At 72.2% G+C, this 20502-nt stretch carries 16 protein-coding genes; 12 read left to right on the top strand and 4 right to left on the bottom strand.

Translation table 11 applies throughout. From position 1 onward, the window contains the following. The first annotated feature begins 119 nt into the window (after positions 1 to 119). The 8 genes from EOE48_RS00835 to EOE48_RS00870 all read left to right on the top strand — a co-directional run bounded on the left by EOE48_RS00835 (position 120) and on the right by EOE48_RS00870 (position 8124). Entirely contained in the window at positions 120 to 1061 is a 942-nt protein-coding gene (locus EOE48_RS00835) for an ABC transporter ATP-binding protein (protein ID WP_127727188.1), read from the top strand. After that, positions 1058 to 2266 (top strand): ABC transporter permease, encoded by a 1209-nt coding sequence (locus tag EOE48_RS00840; protein WP_127726880.1) that lies wholly within the window; start codon positions 1058 to 1060, stop codon positions 2264 to 2266. Before EOE48_RS00835 ends, EOE48_RS00840 begins: the two co-directional genes overlap by 4 nt. An 80-nt stretch (positions 2267 to 2346) precedes the next feature. Continuing rightward, entirely contained in the window at positions 2347 to 3558 is a 1212-nt protein-coding gene (locus EOE48_RS00845; protein ID WP_127726881.1) for an AAA family ATPase, read from the top strand. Positions 3559 to 3794: 236 nt separating this feature from the next. Then, positions 3795 to 4118 carry a hypothetical protein gene (locus EOE48_RS29590; protein WP_210249538.1) on the top strand — a complete coding sequence of 108 codons (324 nt, stop codon included), beginning with the start codon at positions 3795 to 3797 and terminating at the stop codon, positions 4116 to 4118. Positions 4119 to 4297: 179 nt separating this feature from the next. Continuing rightward, positions 4298 to 5830: a phytoene desaturase family protein gene (locus tag EOE48_RS00855; RefSeq protein WP_246153882.1), complete on the top strand. Its 1533-nt coding sequence runs from the start codon at positions 4298 to 4300 to the stop codon at positions 5828 to 5830. Between the two features lie 56 nt (positions 5831 to 5886). After that, complete coding sequence (locus EOE48_RS00860) at positions 5887 to 6621, top strand: lysophospholipid acyltransferase family protein (RefSeq protein ID WP_127727190.1); 735 nt, start codon at positions 5887 to 5889, stop codon at positions 6619 to 6621. Next, positions 6618 to 7736: a glycosyltransferase family 2 protein gene (locus EOE48_RS00865; protein WP_127726882.1), complete on the top strand. Its 1119-nt coding sequence runs from the start codon at positions 6618 to 6620 to the stop codon at positions 7734 to 7736. Before EOE48_RS00860 ends, EOE48_RS00865 begins: the two co-directional genes overlap by 4 nt. A gap of 91 nt (positions 7737 to 7827) precedes the next feature. Beyond that, positions 7828 to 8124 (top strand): PilZ domain-containing protein, encoded by a 297-nt coding sequence (locus tag EOE48_RS00870; RefSeq protein ID WP_127726883.1) that lies wholly within the window; start codon positions 7828 to 7830, stop codon positions 8122 to 8124. 119 nt (positions 8125 to 8243) lie between these two features. Here EOE48_RS00870 and EOE48_RS00875 read toward each other — a convergent pair whose 3' ends face one another. From EOE48_RS00875 to EOE48_RS00885, 3 genes are all read right to left on the bottom strand, one after another. Continuing rightward, on the bottom strand, positions 8244 to 9575 hold the full coding sequence (locus EOE48_RS00875) for a nucleotide sugar dehydrogenase (RefSeq protein WP_127726884.1): 1332 nt from the start codon (positions 9573 to 9575) through the stop codon (positions 8244 to 8246). A gap of 69 nt (positions 9576 to 9644) precedes the next feature. After that, complete coding sequence (locus tag EOE48_RS00880) at positions 9645 to 11423, bottom strand: Hint domain-containing protein (protein WP_127726885.1); 1779 nt, start codon at positions 11421 to 11423, stop codon at positions 9645 to 9647. A 248-nt stretch (positions 11424 to 11671) separates the two neighbouring features. Continuing rightward, complete coding sequence (locus EOE48_RS00885) at positions 11672 to 12739, bottom strand: aldo/keto reductase (RefSeq protein WP_246153883.1); 1068 nt, start codon at positions 12737 to 12739, stop codon at positions 11672 to 11674. Positions 12740 to 12883: 144 nt separating this feature from the next. Here EOE48_RS00885 and EOE48_RS00890 point away from each other — a divergent pair, with 144 nt between their 5' ends. The 4 genes from EOE48_RS00890 (at position 12884) to EOE48_RS29060 (ending at position 18302) form a co-directional block, all read left to right on the top strand. Continuing rightward, the gene (locus tag EOE48_RS00890; RefSeq protein WP_127726886.1) at positions 12884 to 14749 is read left to right on the top strand and encodes an ABC-F family ATP-binding cassette domain-containing protein; all 1866 of its coding nucleotides are present in this window, start codon (positions 12884 to 12886) and stop codon (positions 14747 to 14749) included. Positions 14750 to 14953: 204 nt separating this feature from the next. Continuing rightward, entirely contained in the window at positions 14954 to 17164 is a 2211-nt protein-coding gene (locus tag EOE48_RS00895; protein WP_425463612.1) for a TonB-dependent siderophore receptor, read from the top strand. 79 nt (positions 17165 to 17243) lie between these two features. After that, entirely contained in the window at positions 17244 to 18080 is an 837-nt protein-coding gene (locus tag EOE48_RS00900; RefSeq protein WP_127726887.1) for an MBL fold metallo-hydrolase, read from the top strand. Between the two features lie 57 nt (positions 18081 to 18137). Then, the gene (locus EOE48_RS29060) at positions 18138 to 18302 is read left to right on the top strand and encodes a hypothetical protein (protein ID WP_187371279.1); all 165 of its coding nucleotides are present in this window, start codon (positions 18138 to 18140) and stop codon (positions 18300 to 18302) included. Positions 18303 to 18338: 36 nt separating this feature from the next. On the opposite strand, the gene mutL is transcribed toward EOE48_RS29060, so the two are convergent. Continuing rightward, positions 18339 to 20198 (bottom strand): DNA mismatch repair endonuclease MutL, encoded by a 1860-nt coding sequence (gene mutL, locus EOE48_RS00905; RefSeq protein WP_127726888.1) that lies wholly within the window; start codon positions 20196 to 20198, stop codon positions 18339 to 18341. Positions 20199 to 20502 lie beyond the last annotated feature (304 nt).

The following is a 20502-nucleotide window of genomic DNA, read 5'->3' on the forward strand; positions in this document are numbered from 1 at the left end:
CGCAGCCCGGGCATGCCGTGAAGGCAGGAGGAACCGACCTGACCGCCGACCAATCCGGCTCCCACGCCCTCGCGGTGGCCCCGCTCCGCGCGGCGCCACCGGCCCCCCCGGGGGCGGCCGTGGTCGCCGCCGCGGACGTCGCCCTGTCGTATCGCGGCACGCCCGTCCTCGCCGGCATCGACCTCGCGGTGCGGGGGGGCGAGGCGGTGGCCCTGCTCGGCCCCAACGGCGCCGGCAAGACCAGCCTGATGCGCCTCCTCGCCGGGCGGCTCAGCCCGACCGCCGGCACCGTGCGGGCGGGCGGCGGCGACCCGTTCCGCAGCCGTGCGGCGCGCCGGGCGATCGGCTGGGTCCCGCAGGAGATCGCCCTCTACGGCCGCCTCACCGTGCGGGAGAACCTCGACGTGTTCGCCCGCCTCGCCGGGCTGAAGCGGACGGAACGCGCCGCCGCGGTCGAGCGGGCGGTGGCGCTCGCCGGGCTCGACGCGGTCGCGGGCGACCTCGTCGGGCTGCTGTCGGGCGGTTACCAGCGCCGCACCAACATCGCGGTCGCGCTCCTCGCCGGGCCGGCCCTGGTGCTCCTCGACGAGCCGACCCAGGGCATCGACCGGGTGGCGCGCGCGGCGATTCACGGCGTCCTCGAGGGCCTGCGCCGGGACGGCACCGCGATCCTGATCGCGACCCACGACTTCGCCGAGGCCGAGCGCCTCGCCGACCGGGTGCTGGTGCTCCATGGCGGCCGCATCGGCCTCGACGGACGGCTCGCCGACCTGCTGGCGGCCCTGCGCGCCGGCCCGCCCGAGCACGAGGTCGCCCTCGACGACGCCCCCGGCTCCGCCGGCGCCGAGGCCCTGCGGCGGGCCGGCTTCGAGCCGGCGGGACCGCTGATCTGGCACCGCGGCCCGCGGGCGCCGGGGGCGGGGCCGCAGCGCGACGGCGCCGCGCTGCTGGCGCATCTGCGCCGCCAGGGCGTGCCGGTGCGCGAGATCCGGGTGCGCGAGCCGGGCCTCGACGCCCTCTACCTCGACGCCATCAGGGCCCGCGAGGCCGCGGCGCCATGATCGGCGCCGCCTTCCGGGTGATGTGGCTCACCCTGCGCCGCGACCGGGCCGCCCTGACGATGGCCTTCGTGCTGCCGGCGGTGATCTTCTGCGTCTTCGCGGCGATCTTCTCCGGGGCGGTCGGCGACCGCATCCGCCTGCATGTCGGCCTCGCCGACGAGGCCCGCACGCCGACCACCGCCCGCCTCGTCGCGGCCTTCGCGGCCGACCCGGCGATGCGGGTGCAGATGCTCGACGGCGACCCCGTCGCGGCGGTGCGCCGGGGCGAGGTCGATGCCGCCCTGGTGCTGCGCGCCGACCTCGCGGCCGGTCCCGCGGGGGCGGGCGAAACCGCTTCGGGGGGCGAAGCCCCTCGCCCGATCCTGCTGATCGAGAACCCGGCCCGGGCGCTCGCCACGCCGATCGTGCTCGGCCAGCTCCAGCGGGTGCTCAACGAATCCCTGCCCGACGTGGTGCTGTCGCGGGTCGTCGCCGACGTCGAGCGCGCCGGCAAGATCGGCCCGGACGAGCGCGCCTTCCTCGACCGCACCTTCGCCGAGAGCCGCGAGCGCCACGAGGCGTTCTCCTTCGCGGCCCTGGTCGAGCGCGAGAGCACCGCCCGCGGCGGCGGCAACGAGCGCGTCGCCTACTACGCCGGCGCGATCGCGGCGGTGTTCCTGCTGTTCGCCGCCATGCAGGGCGCCCTGACCCTGGTCGAGGAGCGCCAGTCCGGCCTCAACGACCGCCTCGCCGCCGGCCCGGGCGGGCTCGCCGTGGTGGTGGCCGGCAAGTTCCTGTTCCTGGTGCTCCAGGGGGTGCTCCAGACCGCGGTGATCTTCGCCGCCGCCGCCCTGTTCTACGGCGTGGTGCTCGGGCCACACTTCTCCGCCTGGCTCGTCACCGGGGTGCTGGCCGCCGCGATGGCGGCCGGCCTCGGGCTCGCCGCCTGCGCCGCCGCCCGCACCCGCCAGCAGGCGCACCTCGTCTCGACCTTCGGGGTGCTGCTGCTGTCGGCGGTCGGCGGCAGCATGGTGCCGCGGTTCCTGATGCCGCCCTGGCTCCAGAGCCTCGGCTGGCTTACCCCCAACGCCTGGGCGATCGAGGCCTTCCAGAACGCCCTCAACGAGGGCGCCGCGGCGGCGTGGCCGGCCTGGATGGTCCTCGCCGGGCTGGCGGCGGCGGGGCTGGCGGCGGCGGTGGCCCTGGTGTCGCGGCGGGGGGCGTGAGGACCGGAAAGCGACGAAAATTTGTTGTTTCGGCCTGCTGAGCGCCTTACTTCTCCTGGTGAAGCAAGAGTCTCGGCATCATGTTGTACCGCGTCGAGATCGAGAACTTCTTCTCGATCCGCGAACCCCAGGTGATCGACCTTCGGGTGAACCGATCGGCCGAGGACTCCTCGGGTCGTCTGGCGCCGCTTTGGCGTGGCTCCGGCGAGGCCGCTCCGAAAGTCGTGGCCTTGTTCGGCGCCAACGCCGCGGGCAAGACCAATGTCCTGAAGGCGCTGACCTTTCTCGTCTGGTTCATCAGGCAGAGCTTCAAAGAGGCGCCGGGAGCACGGCTCCCGGTCGATCGTTTCAACGATCCCGAGACCTTGCGCGCGCCCACACGTTTCGCGGTTCATTTCGGCGGGCCCGAGGATATCTCCCGGAGCGATCAGGCCGACGCGCCGCAATGCGGCTACGTCTACGAAGTGTCGATCGGACCCGGTCCGACTCCCTCCGTACTGCATGAGGCGCTGCACTACCGGCCGAGCGGTACCGCGCGACGCGTCGCGCTGTTCGAGCGCCGTGGCGAAGGGACGGTGACAGCCGGTAAGGCGTTCGGCCTGGCGAGCTACCGACCGGCATTATCGAAAATTCTCCGACCTGAAGTCAGTGTCGTCTCGACGTTGGCTTACCTGAACCATCCCTATTCGCGCTTGTTGTGGGACGCGGCAGGGACGATCCAAGGAAACATCGTCTTCGACAGGGTCGAATTCAACGAACACGCGTTGATCGGGTTTTATGCAGACAGACCGGAATTCATCAATAAATTCAACCAGACAGTCGGCCGGATCGATCTCGGAATCCAGTCGATGGAAGTCAGTCTCGGACGCCAGGGTCCCGAGGCCAAGTTCACGCATCATGGTCTCGCGGTGCCGATGCCGCTTCAGTATCAGAGCCATGGGACGCGCCAGTTCCTCAAGCTCTTCCCCTTGCTGGCGGAAACGCTGGACACGGGCGGGATCGCCATCATGGACGAACTCGACGCCGCCATCCACCCGATGCTCCTGCCGGAAATCGTCCGCTGGTTCCATGATCCGGAGCGCAATCCGCACGACGCGCAGCTCTGGATGACTTGCCACGCGGCCTCCCTGCTCGAGGATCTCACCAAGGAAGAGGTTCTGTTCTGCGAGAAGGACGCTCGAGGACAGACCCACGTCTATGGTTTGCGCGATATCCAGGGCGTTCGCCGGACGGACAATTTCTACAAGAAATATCTCGGTGGCATGTTCGGTGCGGTGCCGCAACTCGGATGAGGCGGCCTCGCATCCCGCAGAGGCGCCGCGTTTTTCTCGGCTGCGAGGGTGAGAGCGAGCAGAGCTATGGGACCTTCCTGGCCCGCCAGGTCGAGGCGCGGCATCGCCGCCTGCACCTCGACACGGTGCTGCTGCGCCCGGGTGGCGGTGATCCGCTTGCACTCGTCGAGCGTGCTGCGGCGGAGATGCAGCGACGGTCGAGGAACCGGGGTGGCTAAGTCGCCCAGGCCATCCTGATGGACAGCGATCGGCTTGGGGCGGTGCCTGCGCGCGATGCACGCGCCGTGGCCCTTGCCAAGCAACACGGATTTCGCCTGATTTTGCAGGAACCTTGCCATGAAGCGTTTCTGCTTCGTCATCTTCAAGGTTGTGAGCGCGTCCGGCCGCCGGACGCCGAGCACGCCCTGACCGAACTCACCCGCCGCTGGCCCGACTACCACAAGGGCCTTCCGGCCGACGGGCTTGCCGGTCGAATCGATGCAGCGAGCGTCCTTCGCATCGCCCGCCTTCACACGGAACTTGCGGCGTTCCTGGCCGACATCGAGTTCGCGATGGATTGACGCTGGTGGAGCCTGTCGACGGCATGCGGGAGGGGACGCCCCAGAGAGACGCCGCGGCGGCCGGGGTTGACTGCCCTCCCCCGCGACCTCCCGCACCGTTGACCGCCCCCTCCCGGCGCCTAGCTTGCCCTGAACAAGCCGTGGCGGATCCGCGTCCGGCGCGTCCCGGGAGTGTCGCCGTGAAGAGGTCTGGATCCTCGGTCGCCGTGGTCGGCGGGGGGTTGGGTGGTCTGGCAGCGGCCTGCGTGGCGGCGTCGCGCGGGCACGACGTCACGCTCTACGACAAGAACGCCTGGCTCGGCGGCAAGGCCGCGGTGCTGCACGAGGGCGGCTTCCGCTTCGACATGGGGCCGACGATCCTCACCGTGCCGCGGGTGCTGGAGCGGATCTTCGCCGAATCCGGCCGCTCGGTTCACGACTACATGGACCTGCGCCGGCTCGACCCGCAATGGCGCTGCTTCTTCGACGACGGCAGCCGCATCGACCTGCGCGAGGACGTCGCCACCATGGCGGCGGAGATGGACCGCTTCGCCCCCGGCCAGGGCGCCGGCGACGGCTACCGGCGGTTCCAGGCGATCTCCGAGCACCTGCACGGCGTCTCGGAAAAATTCTTCTTCTGGAAGCCGGTCCAGGACCTGTTCGACACCATCAACATCCGGGAGAACATGAACCCGGGCACGCTCAAGGACGTGCTGTCCCTGCGCATGCACGCCTCGGTGGCGAGCACGATCCGCGGCAAGGTCAAGGACGCCCGCCTCGCCCAGATGCTCGACCACTTCGTGCAGTATGTCGGGTCCTCGCCCTACGGCGCCCCGGCGGTTCTGTGCGCCATCGCCCACATGCAGGCGGCCGAGGGCGTGTGGTACCCGATGGGCGGTACCCGCGCCGTCGCCGAAGGGCTGATGCGGCTGGCGCAGGATCTCGGCGCCACGCTCAAGCCCGACCACGAGGTCGAGGGGCTGGCGATCGAGAAGGGCGCGGTGACGGGGCTTCGCACCCGCTCGGGCCTCGTGCCCTACGACCGGGTGATCTCGAACATGGACGCGGTGCGCACCTATCGCGAACTCGTCGGCGGCGAGGTCGGCCGGTCCTACGAGAAGAAGAGCTTCGAGCCGGCCTGCTCGGGCGTCGTGCTCTATCTCGGCCTCAACAAGCGCTACGACCACCTCGCCCACCACGACTTCGTGTTCTCGCGCGACCCCGAGGAGGAGTTCGACGCGATCTACCGCAGGGGCGAGCCGGCACCGGACCCGACCGCCTACCTCGCGGCACCGAGCGTCACCGATCCATCGGTCGCTCCCGAGGGCGGCGAGGCGCTCTACGTCCTCGTCCACACGCCTTACTTGCGCCCGCACCACGACTGGTCGACGATGCTGCCGGCCTACCGGCAGGTGATCCTCGACAAGCTCAAGCGCACCGCCGGCATGGAGGACATCGAGGAGCGCATCGTCGTCGAGCGCCACCTGACCCCGGCCGACATCCATTCGCGCTACAAGGTGCTCAACGGCGCGATCTACGGGCTCGCTTCGCACGGGCGGATCATGGGGGCGTTCAAGCCCGGCAACCGCTCGCGGGAGGTGCGCGGCCTCTACCTCGCCGGCGGCGCCGCCCATCCCGGCCCGGGCATGCCGATGGTGATGATGTCGGGCTGGATCGCCGCCGACACCCTCGACCGGGACGCCCGCGGCGAGGATCTGCGGACCGCCTCGTGAGCCGGCCGGCGCGCCCCGATCCGGTCGCGGCGCGCTCCGCCCTCGTCTGGCGCTTCATGGCGGCGTATTTCCGCCGCTACCTGCGCCGGCACCTGAACGCCGTGCGGGTGAGCGCCTGGGGTGCGGCGCCGGCCCTCCCCGGGCCGCTGGTGGTCTACAGCAACCATCCGGCGTGGTGGGACGCGGCGCTCATCATCGCGCTCGCCGACCGCTACTACCCGAACCTCGAGAGCTACGCGCCGTTCGACGCGGTCATGCTGGAGCGCTACGGCGTCTTCGCCCGGATGGGCGCGTTCGGGGTCGATCTCGACAGTCCGCGGGGCGGAGCGGACTTCCTGCGCGCCTCGAAGACCATCCTGGGTCCCGGGCGGATGATGTGGATCACCGCGCAGGGGCGGTTCAGCGACGTGCGCGAGCGCCCGCTGGGGCTACGCCCCGGCGTCGCCCGGCTGGTCGAGCTGGCGCCCGACGCGACCTTCGTTCCGCTCGCCCTCGAATACGCCTTCTGGGAGGAGCGCGGCGCCGAGGCCTGCGCCGCCTTCGGGACGCCTGTCCCCGGCCGCGACCTCCTCGCCCTGCCCCGCCCCGACCGTCTCGCCCGCCTGGAGGCCGACCTGACCGCGACCCTCGACCGCCTCAGCGGGGACGTGCGGAGCCGCGATCCCGCCCGGTTCGGCCTGCTCCTCGACGGGCGGCGCGGCGTCGGCGGGATCTACGACGGCTGGCGCCGGCTCGCCGCCCGCCTGCACGGGCAGCGCTTCGAGCCCGGCCATCGCGGGGGGGCGCCGTGACCCTGCTCGCGTGGCTCGCCCTCGCGCTGGCGCTGCTGCCGGCCGTGACGGCGGCGGTGAACCTTGTCGTGCTGCGCCCGCCGCGTCCCGCCACCGGCGAGGATCTGGTCTCGATCCTGATCCCGGCCCGCAACGAGGCGGCCAATCTCGGGCCGACCCTCGCGGCGGCCCTGGCCTCGACCGGCACCCCGGTCGAGGTGGTGGTCGCCGACGACCATTCCACCGACGGCACGCCGGAGATCGTCGCGGATCTCGCCGCCCGCGACCCGCGCCTGCGCCTCGTCGCGGTGCCGGCGCTCCCGCCGGGCTGGACCGGCAAGAACCACGCCTGCCACGTCCTCGCCGGGGCGGCGCGGGGCCGCCACCTGCTGTTCATCGACGCCGACGTGCGCCTCGCGCCCCACGCCGCCGCCGCGCTCGCCGGCGAGGCGACGCGCCGCGGCGCCGCCCTCGTCAGCGGCGTGCCGCGGCAGGTCACCGCCAGCCCCGGCGAGCGGCTGACCGTGCCGACGATCAACCTGCTGCTCCTCGGCTACCTGCCGGTGCCGCTGATGCGCCGCCGGCCGCACGACCCGTCGCTGGGCACCGCCTGCGGCCAGCTCGTGCTGATCGCGGCCGACGCCTACCGCGCGACCGGCGGCCACGGGGCGATCCGGGCCGGGCTGCACGACGGGGTGCAGTTGCCGCGGGTGTTTCGCCGCGCGGGCCTGCGCACCGACCTCGTCGCCGGGGCTGGCCTCGCCGAATGCCGGATGTACGACGGCTTCGCCCCGGCCTGGGCCGGGTTCTCGAAGAACGCCCACGAGGGGCTGGCGACGCCCCGCGCCCTGCCGGTCTGGACGCTGCTGCTCGCCGGCGGCCATCTCCTGCCGATCCTCGTCTCCGCCGCGGCGCTCGCCGGCGCCGCGCCCGCCGGCCCGGCCTTCGCCGCCCTCGCTCTGTCCTTCGGCACCCGCACCGCCATCACCGTGGCGGCGCGCGAGGACTGGCGCACGATCCCGCTGCACCCGGCGATCGTCGCCGTCGCCCTGGCGCTGCAATGGAACGCCCTGCTGCGCCCGCGCCGGGCGGGCGTCGCGCAGTGGAAGGGCCGCACTTACCCGGTTTCCGATTGATCGCCCGGCGAACCGACGATCGGCGCAAGCCAACCTTAAGGACGGGATGGTCCTCTGGGCGTTCACGCGCCGCATTCGAGGAGCCCGGGACATGAATCTCGCCGAACTGTTTCGCGCCCGCCGGCGCTACGAGCGGACGGAGGTGGCCCTGCCCGGCCGGGCGCTGTTCCGCGACGGCCAGAACGTGCCGTGCATCATCCACGACCTGTCGGAGAACGGGAAGGAGAAGGGCTGCGGCATGCGGGTCGAGCTGATCGGCCACCGCGGCCGGGTGCCGGAGGAGTTCGTCGTCCACATCCCGTCCCTCGACCGCATGATCCGCTACCGCCCGTCCTGGGAGCGCAACCTCAGCGAGGAGCAGCCGGAGACGGCGGCAACCAAGCCGTGATACGGTTTTTGAACGATTCGTTTACAAAACCGTATCGAAGCCCGCGCGGCGTCTGAGCGAAGCCGATTTTCGCATCGCGAAGCGATCAATCGAAAATCGTATGACGGCCGCGGGCCGACTCACGCCTTGACGATGTGCGCGCCCGTCAGCCCGTTCCGGGCCATGACGTTGCGGGTGTCGACCACCAGCGGCGCGTGGGCGGCGACCAGCGCGTAGTCCACCCCGTCGTGGTCGGTGGCGACCAGCACCGCGTCGGCCGCCGCCAGCGTCTCGGGCGTCAGCGGCACCGAGCGGCGGCCGGTGAGGTCCGGGTGCTCGCGGGTCGGCGGCAGCACCGGCACCAGCGGATCGTGGTAGAGCGCCCGCGCCCCGCGCGCCTCGACCAGCCGGATCAGGCGCAGGGACGGGCTCTCGCGGGTGTCGTCGATGTTGCGCTTGTAGGCGAGGCCGAGCACCAGCACGGTCGATCCCGAGACGGTGCGCCCGCGCCCGTCGAGGGCGGCGGCGAGGCGCTCGACGACGTGGTGGGGCATGCGGGTGTTGACCTCGCCGGCCAGCTCGATGAAGCGGGCCGGCACGTCGAATTCCCGCGCCTTCCAGGCGAGGTAGAACGGGTCGATCGGGATGCAGTGGCCGCCGAGCCCCGGCCCGGGCCAGAACGGCATGAAGCCGAACGGCTTGGTGGCTGCGGCGCCGATCACCTCCCAGACGTCGATGCCCATGGCGTCGTAGACGAGCTTCAACTCGTTCACGAGCGCGATGTTGACGGATCGAAAGATGTTCTCGGTGAGTTTCACCGCCTCGGCGGCGGCGGCGGACGAGACCGGCACGGTCTCAACGGTGAGGGCGCCGTAGAGCGTCTGCGCCAGTTCGGCCGAGACGGGGTCGTCGGCGCCGACCACCTTCGGGATGCGGGCGGTGTCGAAGGCCGGGTTGCCCGGATCCTCGCGCTCGGGCGAGTAGGCGAGGAAGACGTCATGGCCGACCCGTAGCCCCCCGGCTTCGAGGATCGGCCGCATCACCTCGGCGGTGGTGCCCGGCCAGGTGGTCGATTCGAGCACGACGAGCTGGCCCGGCCGCAGGGCGGCGGCGATCGCCCGGGCGGTGGCCTCGACGTAGGACAGGTCGGGCTCGCGGTGGCGGGTGAGCGGCGTCGGCACGCAGATCAGCACCGCGTCGGGTTCGCCGAGCCGCGCCATGTCGCCGGTCGCCGCGAAGGTGCCGGCGGCCCGGGCCTCGGCCAGCGCGTCGCCGGGAATGTGGTGGAACGCTCCCTCGCCGCGGTTGAGCGCCGCGACCCGGCCCGGATCGACGTCGAAGCCGAGGACGGGGAAGCCGGCCTGCAACGCCGCCAGCGCCAGCGGCAGCCCAACATAACCGAGCCCGACGATGCCGACGAGCGCTCGCCGCTCCCGCAGCCGCGTCCCGATCTCCGCCCCGAACCCCGTCATCCGCCGCTCCGCGTCACGTCGGGGGCAGATGCCGGCCGGGAGGGCGGGCTGTCAAACCACAGGACGCCGCTACGCCTCGACCCAGGCCGTCTCGCCCGCGGACCACGCGGCGGGGGCGGCATAGGCGGCGCGGAACAGGGCGTCGAGGCGCCGGCGTTCGGCCTCGACGACGGGCCCGTCGAGGGCGACCGGACGGCAGCGGCCGTTGCTGCCCGCCGGAACGAAGTCGGGATCGTACAGGCGCAGGGTGGAACTGGAGAACCAGGGCCGCGAGCCGAGATCGAGGTAGCTCTCCGCCGGCAGCCCTTCCGCGAGCAGGAGGTCGTGGTCGTCGAGTTCGACGTGCCAGTACATCACCGTCTCGACCGGCATGCGGGCGATGCTGGTGCCGTTCACGAGGCACATCACCGGCACGAGGTGGTCGCCGACCAGCACCGGGTGGCCTTGGGAGAGGAACAGGTCGCGCTCCGGCAGGCCGCCGCCGAAGGCGCCGGCGCGGATGCGGACCGGCTGGCTGTCGAAGGGCAGCGGCCGGCCGGCCTCGCCGAGGGAGCGGCGGCCGATCCACACCACCGGGCGCCGGGCGCCGGACGCGGTGACGACGCGGTCGCCGATGCGCAGGGTCTCGACCGTGATCGCCCCGCGGGTGGTCAGGATCCGCGTGCCGGTGACGAAGCACATCGCGACGTCGGTGGCGAAGACGTCCTGGCGGAAGGTGGCGTCCTCCGTCTCGAGGAAGGCGAGCCTCGTGCCGTCACCGGACACCGCCAACGGTGTCTTGGCGCTGGTCTCCGTGCCCGGCAGCCGGGTGATCGCCCCGGTGGTCAGATCCTTCACGAAGACATCGGTACGGCCGTTCGTATCGCCTGGGACGAGATTGCTCGCGTCGCTGGAGAACGCGACCTTGGTTCCGTCCGGCGACAGCACGGGGCTCACGCTGCCGCCGTTGGATTGTGCCCCGTCGCCCGCGATCGAGGCACGGGTGATGGACCCGGTGCTCAGGTTCTTGACGAAGACGTCGGCGCGGTTGTTGGTGTCGCCGGGGACGAGGCTGGTCGCGATGCTCGCGAAGGCGATCTTGGTTCCGTCGGCGGAGAAGGAGGGACTGATACTGTCGCCGTTGCCCGCCCGGCCTCCGGCATCCCTGGAGACCAGGTCCAGCCGGCCGTTGCCCAGATCCTTCACGTAGACGTTGCTGTTGTTGCCGGGCTGGCCGGGAGGCAAGTCGCGTCTGGTGGCCGAGAAGGCGAGCTTGCTTCCATCGGACGACCACGTCAGCGAGGAGCCGGGGTCGAGGGCCGCGGTCGAGACGCGGGTGAGGGCGCCGGTCGTCAGATTCTTGACGAACAGGTCGAGGTCTTCGGCGGTGTCGCCCGCGACGAGGTTGGGCACGTCGCTCTGGAACGCGACCTTGGATCCGTCGGGCGACAGCACCGGGTTGAAGCTCCCGAGGCTGCCCTGCGTCCCGTCCGTGGCAACGGAGGCGCGGACGACGGCGCCGGTGTTCAGGTCCTTGACGAAGACGTCGCGGGCGCCGTTGGTGTCGCCGGCGACGAGGTTGTCGGCCGTGCTGCGGAAGGCGACCTTCGTCCCGTCCGCCGACAGCGACGGGGCGATGCTGGATCCGTTGGCCTGATCGCCGCTGGCGGTGGTGGAGACGCGCGTCACCGCACCGGTGACCAGATCCTTGAGGAAGATGTCGGCTTCGCCGTTCGTGTCGTCCGGAACCAGATTATCGGCCGGGCTGGCGAAGACGATCCTGGTCCCGTCCGCCGAGAACGACGCATAGTCGCTGGGCCCGTTGGCCGATGTGCCGTCGGCGGCGGATGCGACGCGGATGACGGCCATGCGGTTCACTCCCGGTACTCGCTGCGAGAATACAGCCTCCTGCTTCCCTTAAGTCATCGCGGGCGAGTTTGTCCCGATGTTTCCGGCCGCAACTTCGCCGTCCCTCGGACCTGTGGCCCACATGCCGCACTGCAACATGCGTCCGGCACCGACGCGGCTCCTCGAACCCGTCTCGTACGGAATCCGGAAGATGACTTCCGGATTCTGTATCGCAGCCCGCGCGGCGCATGAGCGAGGCGGAAATCGCATCAAGTCCGCGGCGGCTGGGGCGGGCGGCGGGGCGGGCGGACCGCGCCGTCGAACTGCTTGCCGGGATAGGACGGCATCTGGGCGAGATCCGCGAAGCCCGGGATCGTCTCCATGTGGCGCACCATGCGGGCGCGCATCTCGGCGTCGGGCAGCGGGCCGCGCAAGGCCGCGATGTTGTCGCTGGCGTGGTCCGGGTTGGTGGTCGCCGGCAGCACGCAGGTGACGGCGGGGTGCGAGATCACCCACTTGAGGAAGAACTGCGCCCAGGTGTCGGCGCCGATCTCGCGGGCGAAGTCGGGCAGCGGCCGGCCCTCGACGATCCGGAACAGGCGCGCCTTCTCGAACGGCATGTTGACCAGCACCGCGATGCCGCGGTCGGCCGCCGCCTTGAGGATGCGGTCCTCGGCCTGCCGGGTGTGGATCGAGTAGTGGACCTGGACGGTGTCGATCTCGCCGCGCTCGACCCACTGCGCCAGGGCCGGGAAGTAGGGCAGTTCGTGGTGGGTCACGCCGACGAAGCGGATGCGCCCCTCCTGCTTCCAGGCATTGAGCAGCGGCACCATGATGTCGACGTTGACGAGGCTGTGGACCTGCATCACGTCGATCCGCTCGCGCCACAGCCGCTGGCGCGACTGCTCCAGGCTGCGGCGGGCATGCGAGTCGTCGCCGAGATACTCGCCGGTGCTCCAGACCTTGTTGGTGATGAACAGGTCGTCGGTGATGCCGAGCGCCGTGGCGAAGTCGCCGACGCTGACCTCGGACATGCCATAGAGCGGCGAGGTGTCGACCACCCGGCCGCCGCCCTCGTAGAAGCGGCGCATCACCTCGCGCAGGTGCTCGCGCGGGCGGCCGGGCAGCACGTCGAAGGTGAGGTAGGTGCCCATCCCGACCGCCGGCAGGCGCTCGCCGGAGCGCGGCAGGGTCTTGAAGGCGAGGGCCGCGGATCCCGCCGGCTGCGCCAGGGCGGCGGCCGGCGCGAGGGCGGGGGCCGCCGCGGCGGCCCCGAGGGCGCCGAGAACGGTGCGCCGCGAGGGCCGGGAAAAGGGGATCCGATCGGCGCTGTCCACTGGGCTGCTCCGGGCCGCTGCGAGGGGTACAACCCCTTGCAGGGCGCGGCAGGGCGTTGGCAAATCTGGGGTTGTTCCGCCCGCCACCGGCCTCAACCGGCGGCGGGCCTTGCGCCCCGTGGCGCTCACCCGCACAAGGCGGCCATGCTCCGCGTCAACGACCTCACCTACCGGATCGGCGAGCGCCTGATCCTCGACCGCGCCAGCTTCGCGTTGCCCGAGCGGGCGCGGGTCGGCCTCGTCGGGCGCAACGGCGCCGGCAAGACCACCCTGTTCCGCCTCATCCTGGGCGAGATCGGCAGCGAGGGCGGCGAGATCGCCCTGCCCAAGGGCATCCGCATCGGCGCGGTGGCGCAGGAGGCGCCGGCCGGTCCCGAGACCCTGCACGCGGTGGTGCTCGCCGCCGACACCGAGCGCGCCCGCCTGCTCGCCGAGGCCGAGACCGCCGAGGGCCTGCGCCGGGCCGAGATCGAAACCCGCCTCGTCGACATCGACGCCCACTCGGCCCCCGCGCGGGCGGCCGCGATCCTGCACGGCCTCGGGTTCGACGCGGCGGCGCAAGGACGCCCCTGCGCGGACTTCTCCGGCGGCTGGCGCATGCGCGTCGCGCTCGCCGCCGTGCTCTTTTCCGAGCCCGACCTTCTCCTCCTCGACGAGCCGACCAACTACCTCGACATCGAGGGCACCCTCTGGCTCTACGACTACCTCGAACGCTATCCCCGCGCCGCGATCGTCATCAGCCACGACCGCGACCTGCTCGACACCTCGGTCGACCACATCCTCCACCTCGACCGCGGCGGGCTCACGCTCTATCGCGGCGGCTACACCTCGTTCGCCCGCCAGCTCTCGGAGAAGCGGGTCCTCCAGGCCAAGGCGAAGGCCAAGCAGGAGGCCGAGCGCGCCCACCTCCAGAGCTTCATCGACCGCTTCAAGGCCAAGGCGACCAAGGCCCGGCAGGCGCAGTCGCGGATGAAGCGGCTCGCCAAGATGGAGCCGATCGCGGCGCTGATCGAGGACGACGTGCCGGTGATCCACCTGCCGAGCCCGCCCCGGGTGCTGTCGCCGCCTCTCGTCAGCATGGAGCGGGTCTCGGCCGGCTACGGCGACCGCACCATCCTCAGCGGCCTCAACCTGACGCTCGCCCCCGACGACCGGGTGGCGCTGCTCGGCGCCAACGGCAACGGCAAGTCGACCTTCTGCAAGCTCATCGGCGGGCGCCTCGCGCCGCTCGCGGGCGAGCTGCGCCGCTCGGGCAAGATGGACGTCGCCTATTTCGCCCAGCACCAGCTCGACGAGCTGCGCCCGGCCGAGAGCGCCTACGCCCATGTCCGCGACCTGATGCCGGACGTGCCGGAAGCCCGGGTGCGGGCGGCGGCCGCCCGCCTCGGCTTCGACAGCCGCAAGGCTGACACGCCAGTGTCGCAGCTCTCCGGCGGCGAGAAGGCGCGCCTGCTGATGGGGCTCGCGGCCTTCCACGGCCCCCACCTGCTGATCCTCGACGAGCCGACCAACCACCTCGACATCGAGAGCCGGCAGGCCCTGATCGAGGCGATCAACGACTACGAGGGCGCGGTGATCCTGGTCAGCCACGACCGCTTCCTGGTCGAGGCCTGCGCCGACCGGCTCTGGCTCGTCGGCAACGGCAGCGTGAAGCCCTACGACGGCGACATGGACGATTACCGCCGCCTCGTCCTCGCCGGCCCCGAACCGGAGACGGCGCGGGCGACCGAACCGTCCGGCGGCGCCAGGGCGGTCGAGCGCCGCTCCAACGCCGAGCGAAGGGCGGCGCTCGCCCCGGTGCGGCGCCGGCTCGACGCGGTCGAGGCCCGGATGGAGAAGCTGTCGGGCGCCATCGCCAAGATCGACGCGGCGCTCGAGGACGGCAGCGCGTTCCGGTCCGACCCGGCCAAGGCCGGCGACCTCGCGCGGATGCGGGCCGAGGCCGCCGCCGCGCTCGCCACCGCCGAGGAGGAGTGGCTCGCGCTGAGCGCCGAACTGGAGGGCGCGTGAGGGTCCGGCAGGATCGATTTCGAATAAATAAAAAGCGGCACGTTCGAGCAGCGCTCGTCCGTGCAGCATAAATACAACCGCCCACAGAATTGAAACCGACAGTCTAGACCTGTTCCAGGCTGCTGGAGCATCAGTCTTGTCCGCGGCGACGCGGGGGATAGACAGAGGGGATCGTCGTCGTCTTCGGAGGCTTCGCCCGTGCCCCTGCGTCCTGCCGCGTTCCCGCTCCACCGTCCGCCGGCCCGCCGCCGGCTCGCCGTCCTGCTCGGCACGGTCGCGCTGACCGTACCCGCGGCGGCGCAGGACTCGACCATCCAGCTCCAGGAGATCGACGTGGCGGGGGCCCGCCCGGCCGAGACCGGCCCGGCCCGCGGCAACGGTGCCGTCACCAGCGGCGGCGGCGGGGGGCCGAGCGGCGTCGTCGGCTACACCGCCAAGGCGAGCCCGACCGCGACCAAGACCAACACGCCGCTGATCGAGACGCCGCAATCGGTCTCGGTCGTGACCCGCCAGCAGCTCGACGAGCGCAACGTCCAGGACCTCAACCAGGCGCTCGCCTACGCGCCCGGCACCTCGACCGACGTGTTCGGCTTCGACCCGCGCTTCGACGCCTTCTACATCCGCGGCTTCTCGGCCACCTACGACGGCGTTTTTCGCGATGGCTTGCGGCAGGCGGCGGTCGGGCTGGCGGTGCCGCGCATCGAGCCCTACGGCACCGAGGCGGTGACGATCCTGCGCGGGCCGGCCTCGGGCCTCTACGGCCTCGGCTCGCCCGGCGGCATCGTCGACGTGACCAGCAAGCGCCCGGTCTTCGCGCGGTTCGGCGAGGCCTGGTTCCAGGCCGGCAACTACGACCGGTTCCAGGGCAATTTCGATTTCGGCGGTCCGGTCGAGGGCTCGGACGGCACCATGGCCTACCGGCTCACCGGCGTCGTGCGCCGGTCCGACACCTTCCTGCCCGGGGCCGCCGACGACCGGTTCAACATCGCGCCGGCCTTCACCTGGAGACCCTCGGCCGACACCACCCTGACGATCCTCACCGAGTTCCAGAACTCGAAGCTGCCCGGCACCTCGGCGTTCTACAACTTCCCGAACTATCGCGTCTCGCGCTACTATCAGGGCGATCCGGCCTTCAACGCCTTTACCCAGCAGCAATACCGCGTCGGCTACGCCTTCGAGCACAAGTTCGGCCCGGACCTGATCTTCCGCCAGAATTTTCGCTATTACGGCGTCAACGGCGACTTCCCCTATGTCCAGATCGACGGCGTCACCGGCCTGACGGCGGAACGCTCGACCGGCCTGTTCATCGAGAACCTGCACTCGGTCGCGCTCGACACGCAGCTGGAGGGCCGCTTCGCCACCGGCCCGGTGAGCCACACGCTGCTCGGCGGCGTCGACTACCTGCACTACACCTGGGACCGCCTCGCCGGCCTCGGCACGGCGCCGGACCTCGACCTCGCCAGCCTCAATTACGGCCGCCAGTTCATCCCGCGGCCGACCCTGAACATCACGGCGAACCAGAGCCAGGATCAGGTCGGCCTCTACCTGCAGGAGCAGGCGAAGTGGGACCGGTGGATCCTGACGCTCACGGGGCGGCACGACTGGGTGTCGTCGGGCACCCGCAGCAGCTTCGCCGGCGTGCCGGGCACGCCGCAGGACCAGACCGACGGCGCCTTCACCGGCCGCGTCGGCCTCAACTACCGGCTGGCGCCGGGCCTCGTGCCCTATGCGAGCTACGCCACCACCTTCACGCCGCAGGTCGGCGCCGACTTCTTCGGCCGCGCCTTCAAGCCGGCGACCGGCGACCAGATCGAGGCCGGCATCAAGGCCGAGATCCCCGACACCAACATCACCGCCGCCTTCGCGGGCTTCGACATCACGCAGTCGAGCATCCTGCGCCAGGACCCGAACAGCTTCGCCAACCAGGTCGCGACCGGGGAGGTCCGCTCGAAGGGCTTCGAGGCCGAGCTCGTGGCGAATTTCGGGCCCGGCACCAACCTGACCTTCGCTTACACACACCTCGACTTCCGCTTCGTGCGCCAGACCTCGCTGGTCACGCAGGCGCCGATCGACGGCAACGCCCTCTCGGGCATCCCCGGCGACACGATCAAGGTGTTCGGAACCTACCTGTTCCCGCCGAGCTCGCCGCTCTCCGGCCTCCAGATCGGCGCCGGCATCCGCTATGCCGGCCCGAGCTTCGCCGACGACGAGAACACCGCCCGCAACAAGGCCGTGACTCTGGTCGATGCGCTGGTCGCCTACGACTTCGCGGCACTCGACCCGAAGTACAAGGGCTTCCGGGCACAGATCAATGCGTTCAACCTGTTCGACCGCGACTACACCAACTGCCAGGCCGGCTTCTGCTACCGGGGCGCGCCCGCGACCGTCATCGGCAGCCTGATCTACCGCTGGTGAGCCGGCGGCGCGGGGTAGGACGGGGAGGAACATATACACGGGGGGAGCATTGTCCGGCATTCCCGGAGGCAGCCGGCCGATGGCCCAGCAGATCCCCTTGTCGCCCGATTCCGTGGTCCCGGTCGCGTCCGATCCGGACGGGACCCACCCGGTCGCCGCCGACCTCGCGTACCAGCGCCACGTTCTCGTCAACGTGGCCTATGTCGGGACCCCGGGCGCCGGCGACCGCAACTGGGTCCTGGTCGATGCCGGGGTGTTCGGGTCCGGCCCGGCGATCCGCAGGGCCGCGGCGGCGCGCTTCGGCGCCGATGCCCGCCCGGCGGCGATCCTCCTCACCCACGGCCATTTCGACCATGTCGGCGTACTGGAGGATCTGGCGCGCGACTGGGACGCCCCGGTCTGGGCGCACCCCCGCGAGATCCCCTATCTCGACGGCTCGACCGCCTACCCGCCGGCCGATCCCGGCGCCGGCGGCGGTCTGGTGGCGCGGCTTTCGCCGCTGTTTCCGCGCTCGCCCGTCGACGTGTCGGAGCGCCTGCACCGCCTGCCCGAGGACGGCACGGTGCCGCCCCTGCCGGGCTGGCGCTGGATCCCCACGCCGGGCCACACGCCCGGCCACGTCTCGTTCTGGCGCGAGGCCGACCGGGCGCTGATCGCCGGCGACGCCGTCATCACCACCGCCCAGGAATCGGCCTACGCGGTCGCGGTGCAGGAGCCCGAGCTGCACGGGCCGCCCGCCTACTTCACCCCGGACTGGGCGGCGGCGGAGTGCTCGGTGCGCGCCCTCGCCGCACTGGAGCCGGATCTCGCCGTCACCGGCCATGGCCGCGCCGCCCGGGGGCCGGGCCTGCGCGCCGCCCTCCACGCCCTCGCGCGCGACTTCCGCACCGTCGCGGTGCCGAAGGGGCGGGGCTGAGCCATGGATCGGCCGGGGCCCGGCCGCGTTGTCCGCTCGCTACAGGGAGAGACGTCCATGAGAACCCTCGCCATCGCCGCCGTGCTGATGCTCGCCGCCGGCCCGGTCCTGGCCCAGGGCCGGCCCGCCGGCTCGTCCTCGGCCGCCTCCGGCAACGCCGAGAGCAACAACAAGCCCGCCGCCAACAGCGCCGGCGGAACGAGCGGCACCGGCGGGAAATAAGGAACGGTCAGCGCCGCGGCATCCGTCCCGACAGCGTCACCGCCGCCCGAACAGCCGCTCGATGTCGGCGCGCTTCAGCTCGACATAGGTCGGGCGGCCGTGGTTGCACTGGCCGGAAAACGGGGTCGCCTCCATCTCGCGCAGGAGCGCGTTCATCTCCTCGGGCCGCAGGCGCCGGCCGGCGCGGATCGAGCCGTGGCAGCTCATCCGCGACAGGACCGCGTCGAGGCTCCGGCCGAGCGGGTCGGCGCCGCCCTCGGCGAGCGCGTCGACCACGTCGGCGATCAGCGCCCGCACGCTGCCGCCCTTCAGCGCCGCGGGCACCTCGCGCACCAGCACCGCCCCGTGGCCGAACGGCTCGAGGGCGAGGCCGAGGGCGTCGAGGTCGCCCACCGCCCCGACGAGGCGGTCGGCCTCAGCGGGATCGAGTTCGACCACCTCGGGGATCAGCAGCCCCTGCCGGGCGATGCCGCCGGCCGCCCGTTCGCGCTTCAGCCGCTCGTAGACGAGGCGCTCGTGGGCGGCGTGCTGGTCGACGATGACGATTCCGTCCGGGGTCTGGGCGACGATGTAGGTCTCGTGGAGCTGGGCCCGGGCGGCGCCGAGGGGATGCTCCGCCGCCGCGGGCTCGGGATCCGCCAGCTCCGGCCGCAGGTCGGCGCTCGGCAGCGCGAGGTCGCCGTCGAAGCGGGCCTGCGCCGCCTCGGCGAAGCCGGGGGCCGGCGCCTCCCTCCGCTCGGGCAACGGCCCGGCCGGCATCGTCCCCGGGGGACGCTCCGCGAAGGACGGGGCTTCGGAGGCGGGATCCGGGAACGGCAGGCTCGCCGGGCGCAGGCTGTCCAGGGTCCGGGCCGCGACGGTGCTGGCGCTGCGCCCGCCGGCGCGGCGCAGCGCCTCGTGGATTGCGCTGACGATCAGGCCGCGCACCAGGGCCGGGTCGCGGAAGCGCACCTCGGTCTTGGCCGGGTGCACGTTGACGTCGACCGCCGCCGGGTCGCAGGTGAGGGCGAGGGCCAGCACCGGGTGGCGGTCGGAGGCCATCACGTCGGCGTAGGCGCCGCGCACCGCGCCGAGCAGCAGCCGGTCGCGCACCGGCCGGCCGTTGACCACGAAGTGGACATGGGTCGCGGCGGCCCGGTGGAAGGTCGGCAGGCCGACATGGCCGTCGAGGGCGAAGCCCTCGCGCTCCAGGCTCAGCGGCGCGCAATTGTCGCCGAATTCGGGTCCGAGCACCGCGACGAGGCGGCGCAGCCACGAGCCGGCGCCGGGGGCCTCCGCCGGCAGGGTCAGCCCGCCGACGCCCTCCCCGCCGAGGATGAAGCGGATGCCCGGATGCGCCACCGCGAGGCGGCGCAGGATCTCGGCGACCGCCGCCGCCTCGGTCCGGTCGGCCTTGAGGAACTTCAGCCGCGCCGGGGTGGCGGAGAACAGGTCGGTGACCTCGACCCGGGTACCGCGCCCGGCGGCGGCCGGCCGCACCGGTCCCCTGATCCCGGCATCGACCACGATGGCGTGGCCGCTCGCGGCCTCCGCGGTGCGCGAGGTGATGGACAGGCGCGCAACCGCGCCGATCGACGGCAGCGCCTCGCCGCGGAAGCCGAGCGTGTCGATGCGGGCGAGGTCGCCGTCGGGCAGCTTCGAGGTCGCGTGGCGCTCGACCGCGAGGGCGAGGTCGTCCGGCCCCATCCCGGCGCCGTCGTCGACGACCCGGATCAGCCGCCGGCCGCCGGCCGCGATGGTCACCTCGATCGTGCCCGCGCCCGCGTCGATGGCGTTCTCGACCAGTTCCTTGACCGCCGAGGCCGGCCGCTCGACCACCTCGCCGGCGGCGATGCGGTCGACCAGGACCGGGTCGAGGCGGCGGACGACCGGGCGGGCGGGGGGCGGGGCGGACATGACCGGAATATAGGGGGCTCGGTCTGGCCTGCGAAGGCGCCCGCGGCGCCGGGGATCCGCCGCCGTGGAACCCCGGTCCCGTCCGGCCGTTGGCTTGGCGGTTGGAACGGCTCGGCAGCCGGGGACCCGCCCGGCTCCGATCGGGAGGCGCCCCGCACCGGTGTCGGCCGTTCCGCCGCACGACGTCGCCAAGCATGACACCGTCATGGCGGCGGACGCAAAGCCTGAGGGGGCGGCGCGCCCGCGGACGAATGCCCGGTCGGCTCCGGTCGGTCGCGGGTGCGGAACGTCACGTCAGACCACG

Source organism: Methylobacterium oryzihabitans, from assembly GCF_004004555.2.
In the GTDB taxonomy this organism is placed as follows: domain Bacteria; phylum Pseudomonadota; class Alphaproteobacteria; order Rhizobiales; family Beijerinckiaceae; genus Methylobacterium; species Methylobacterium oryzihabitans.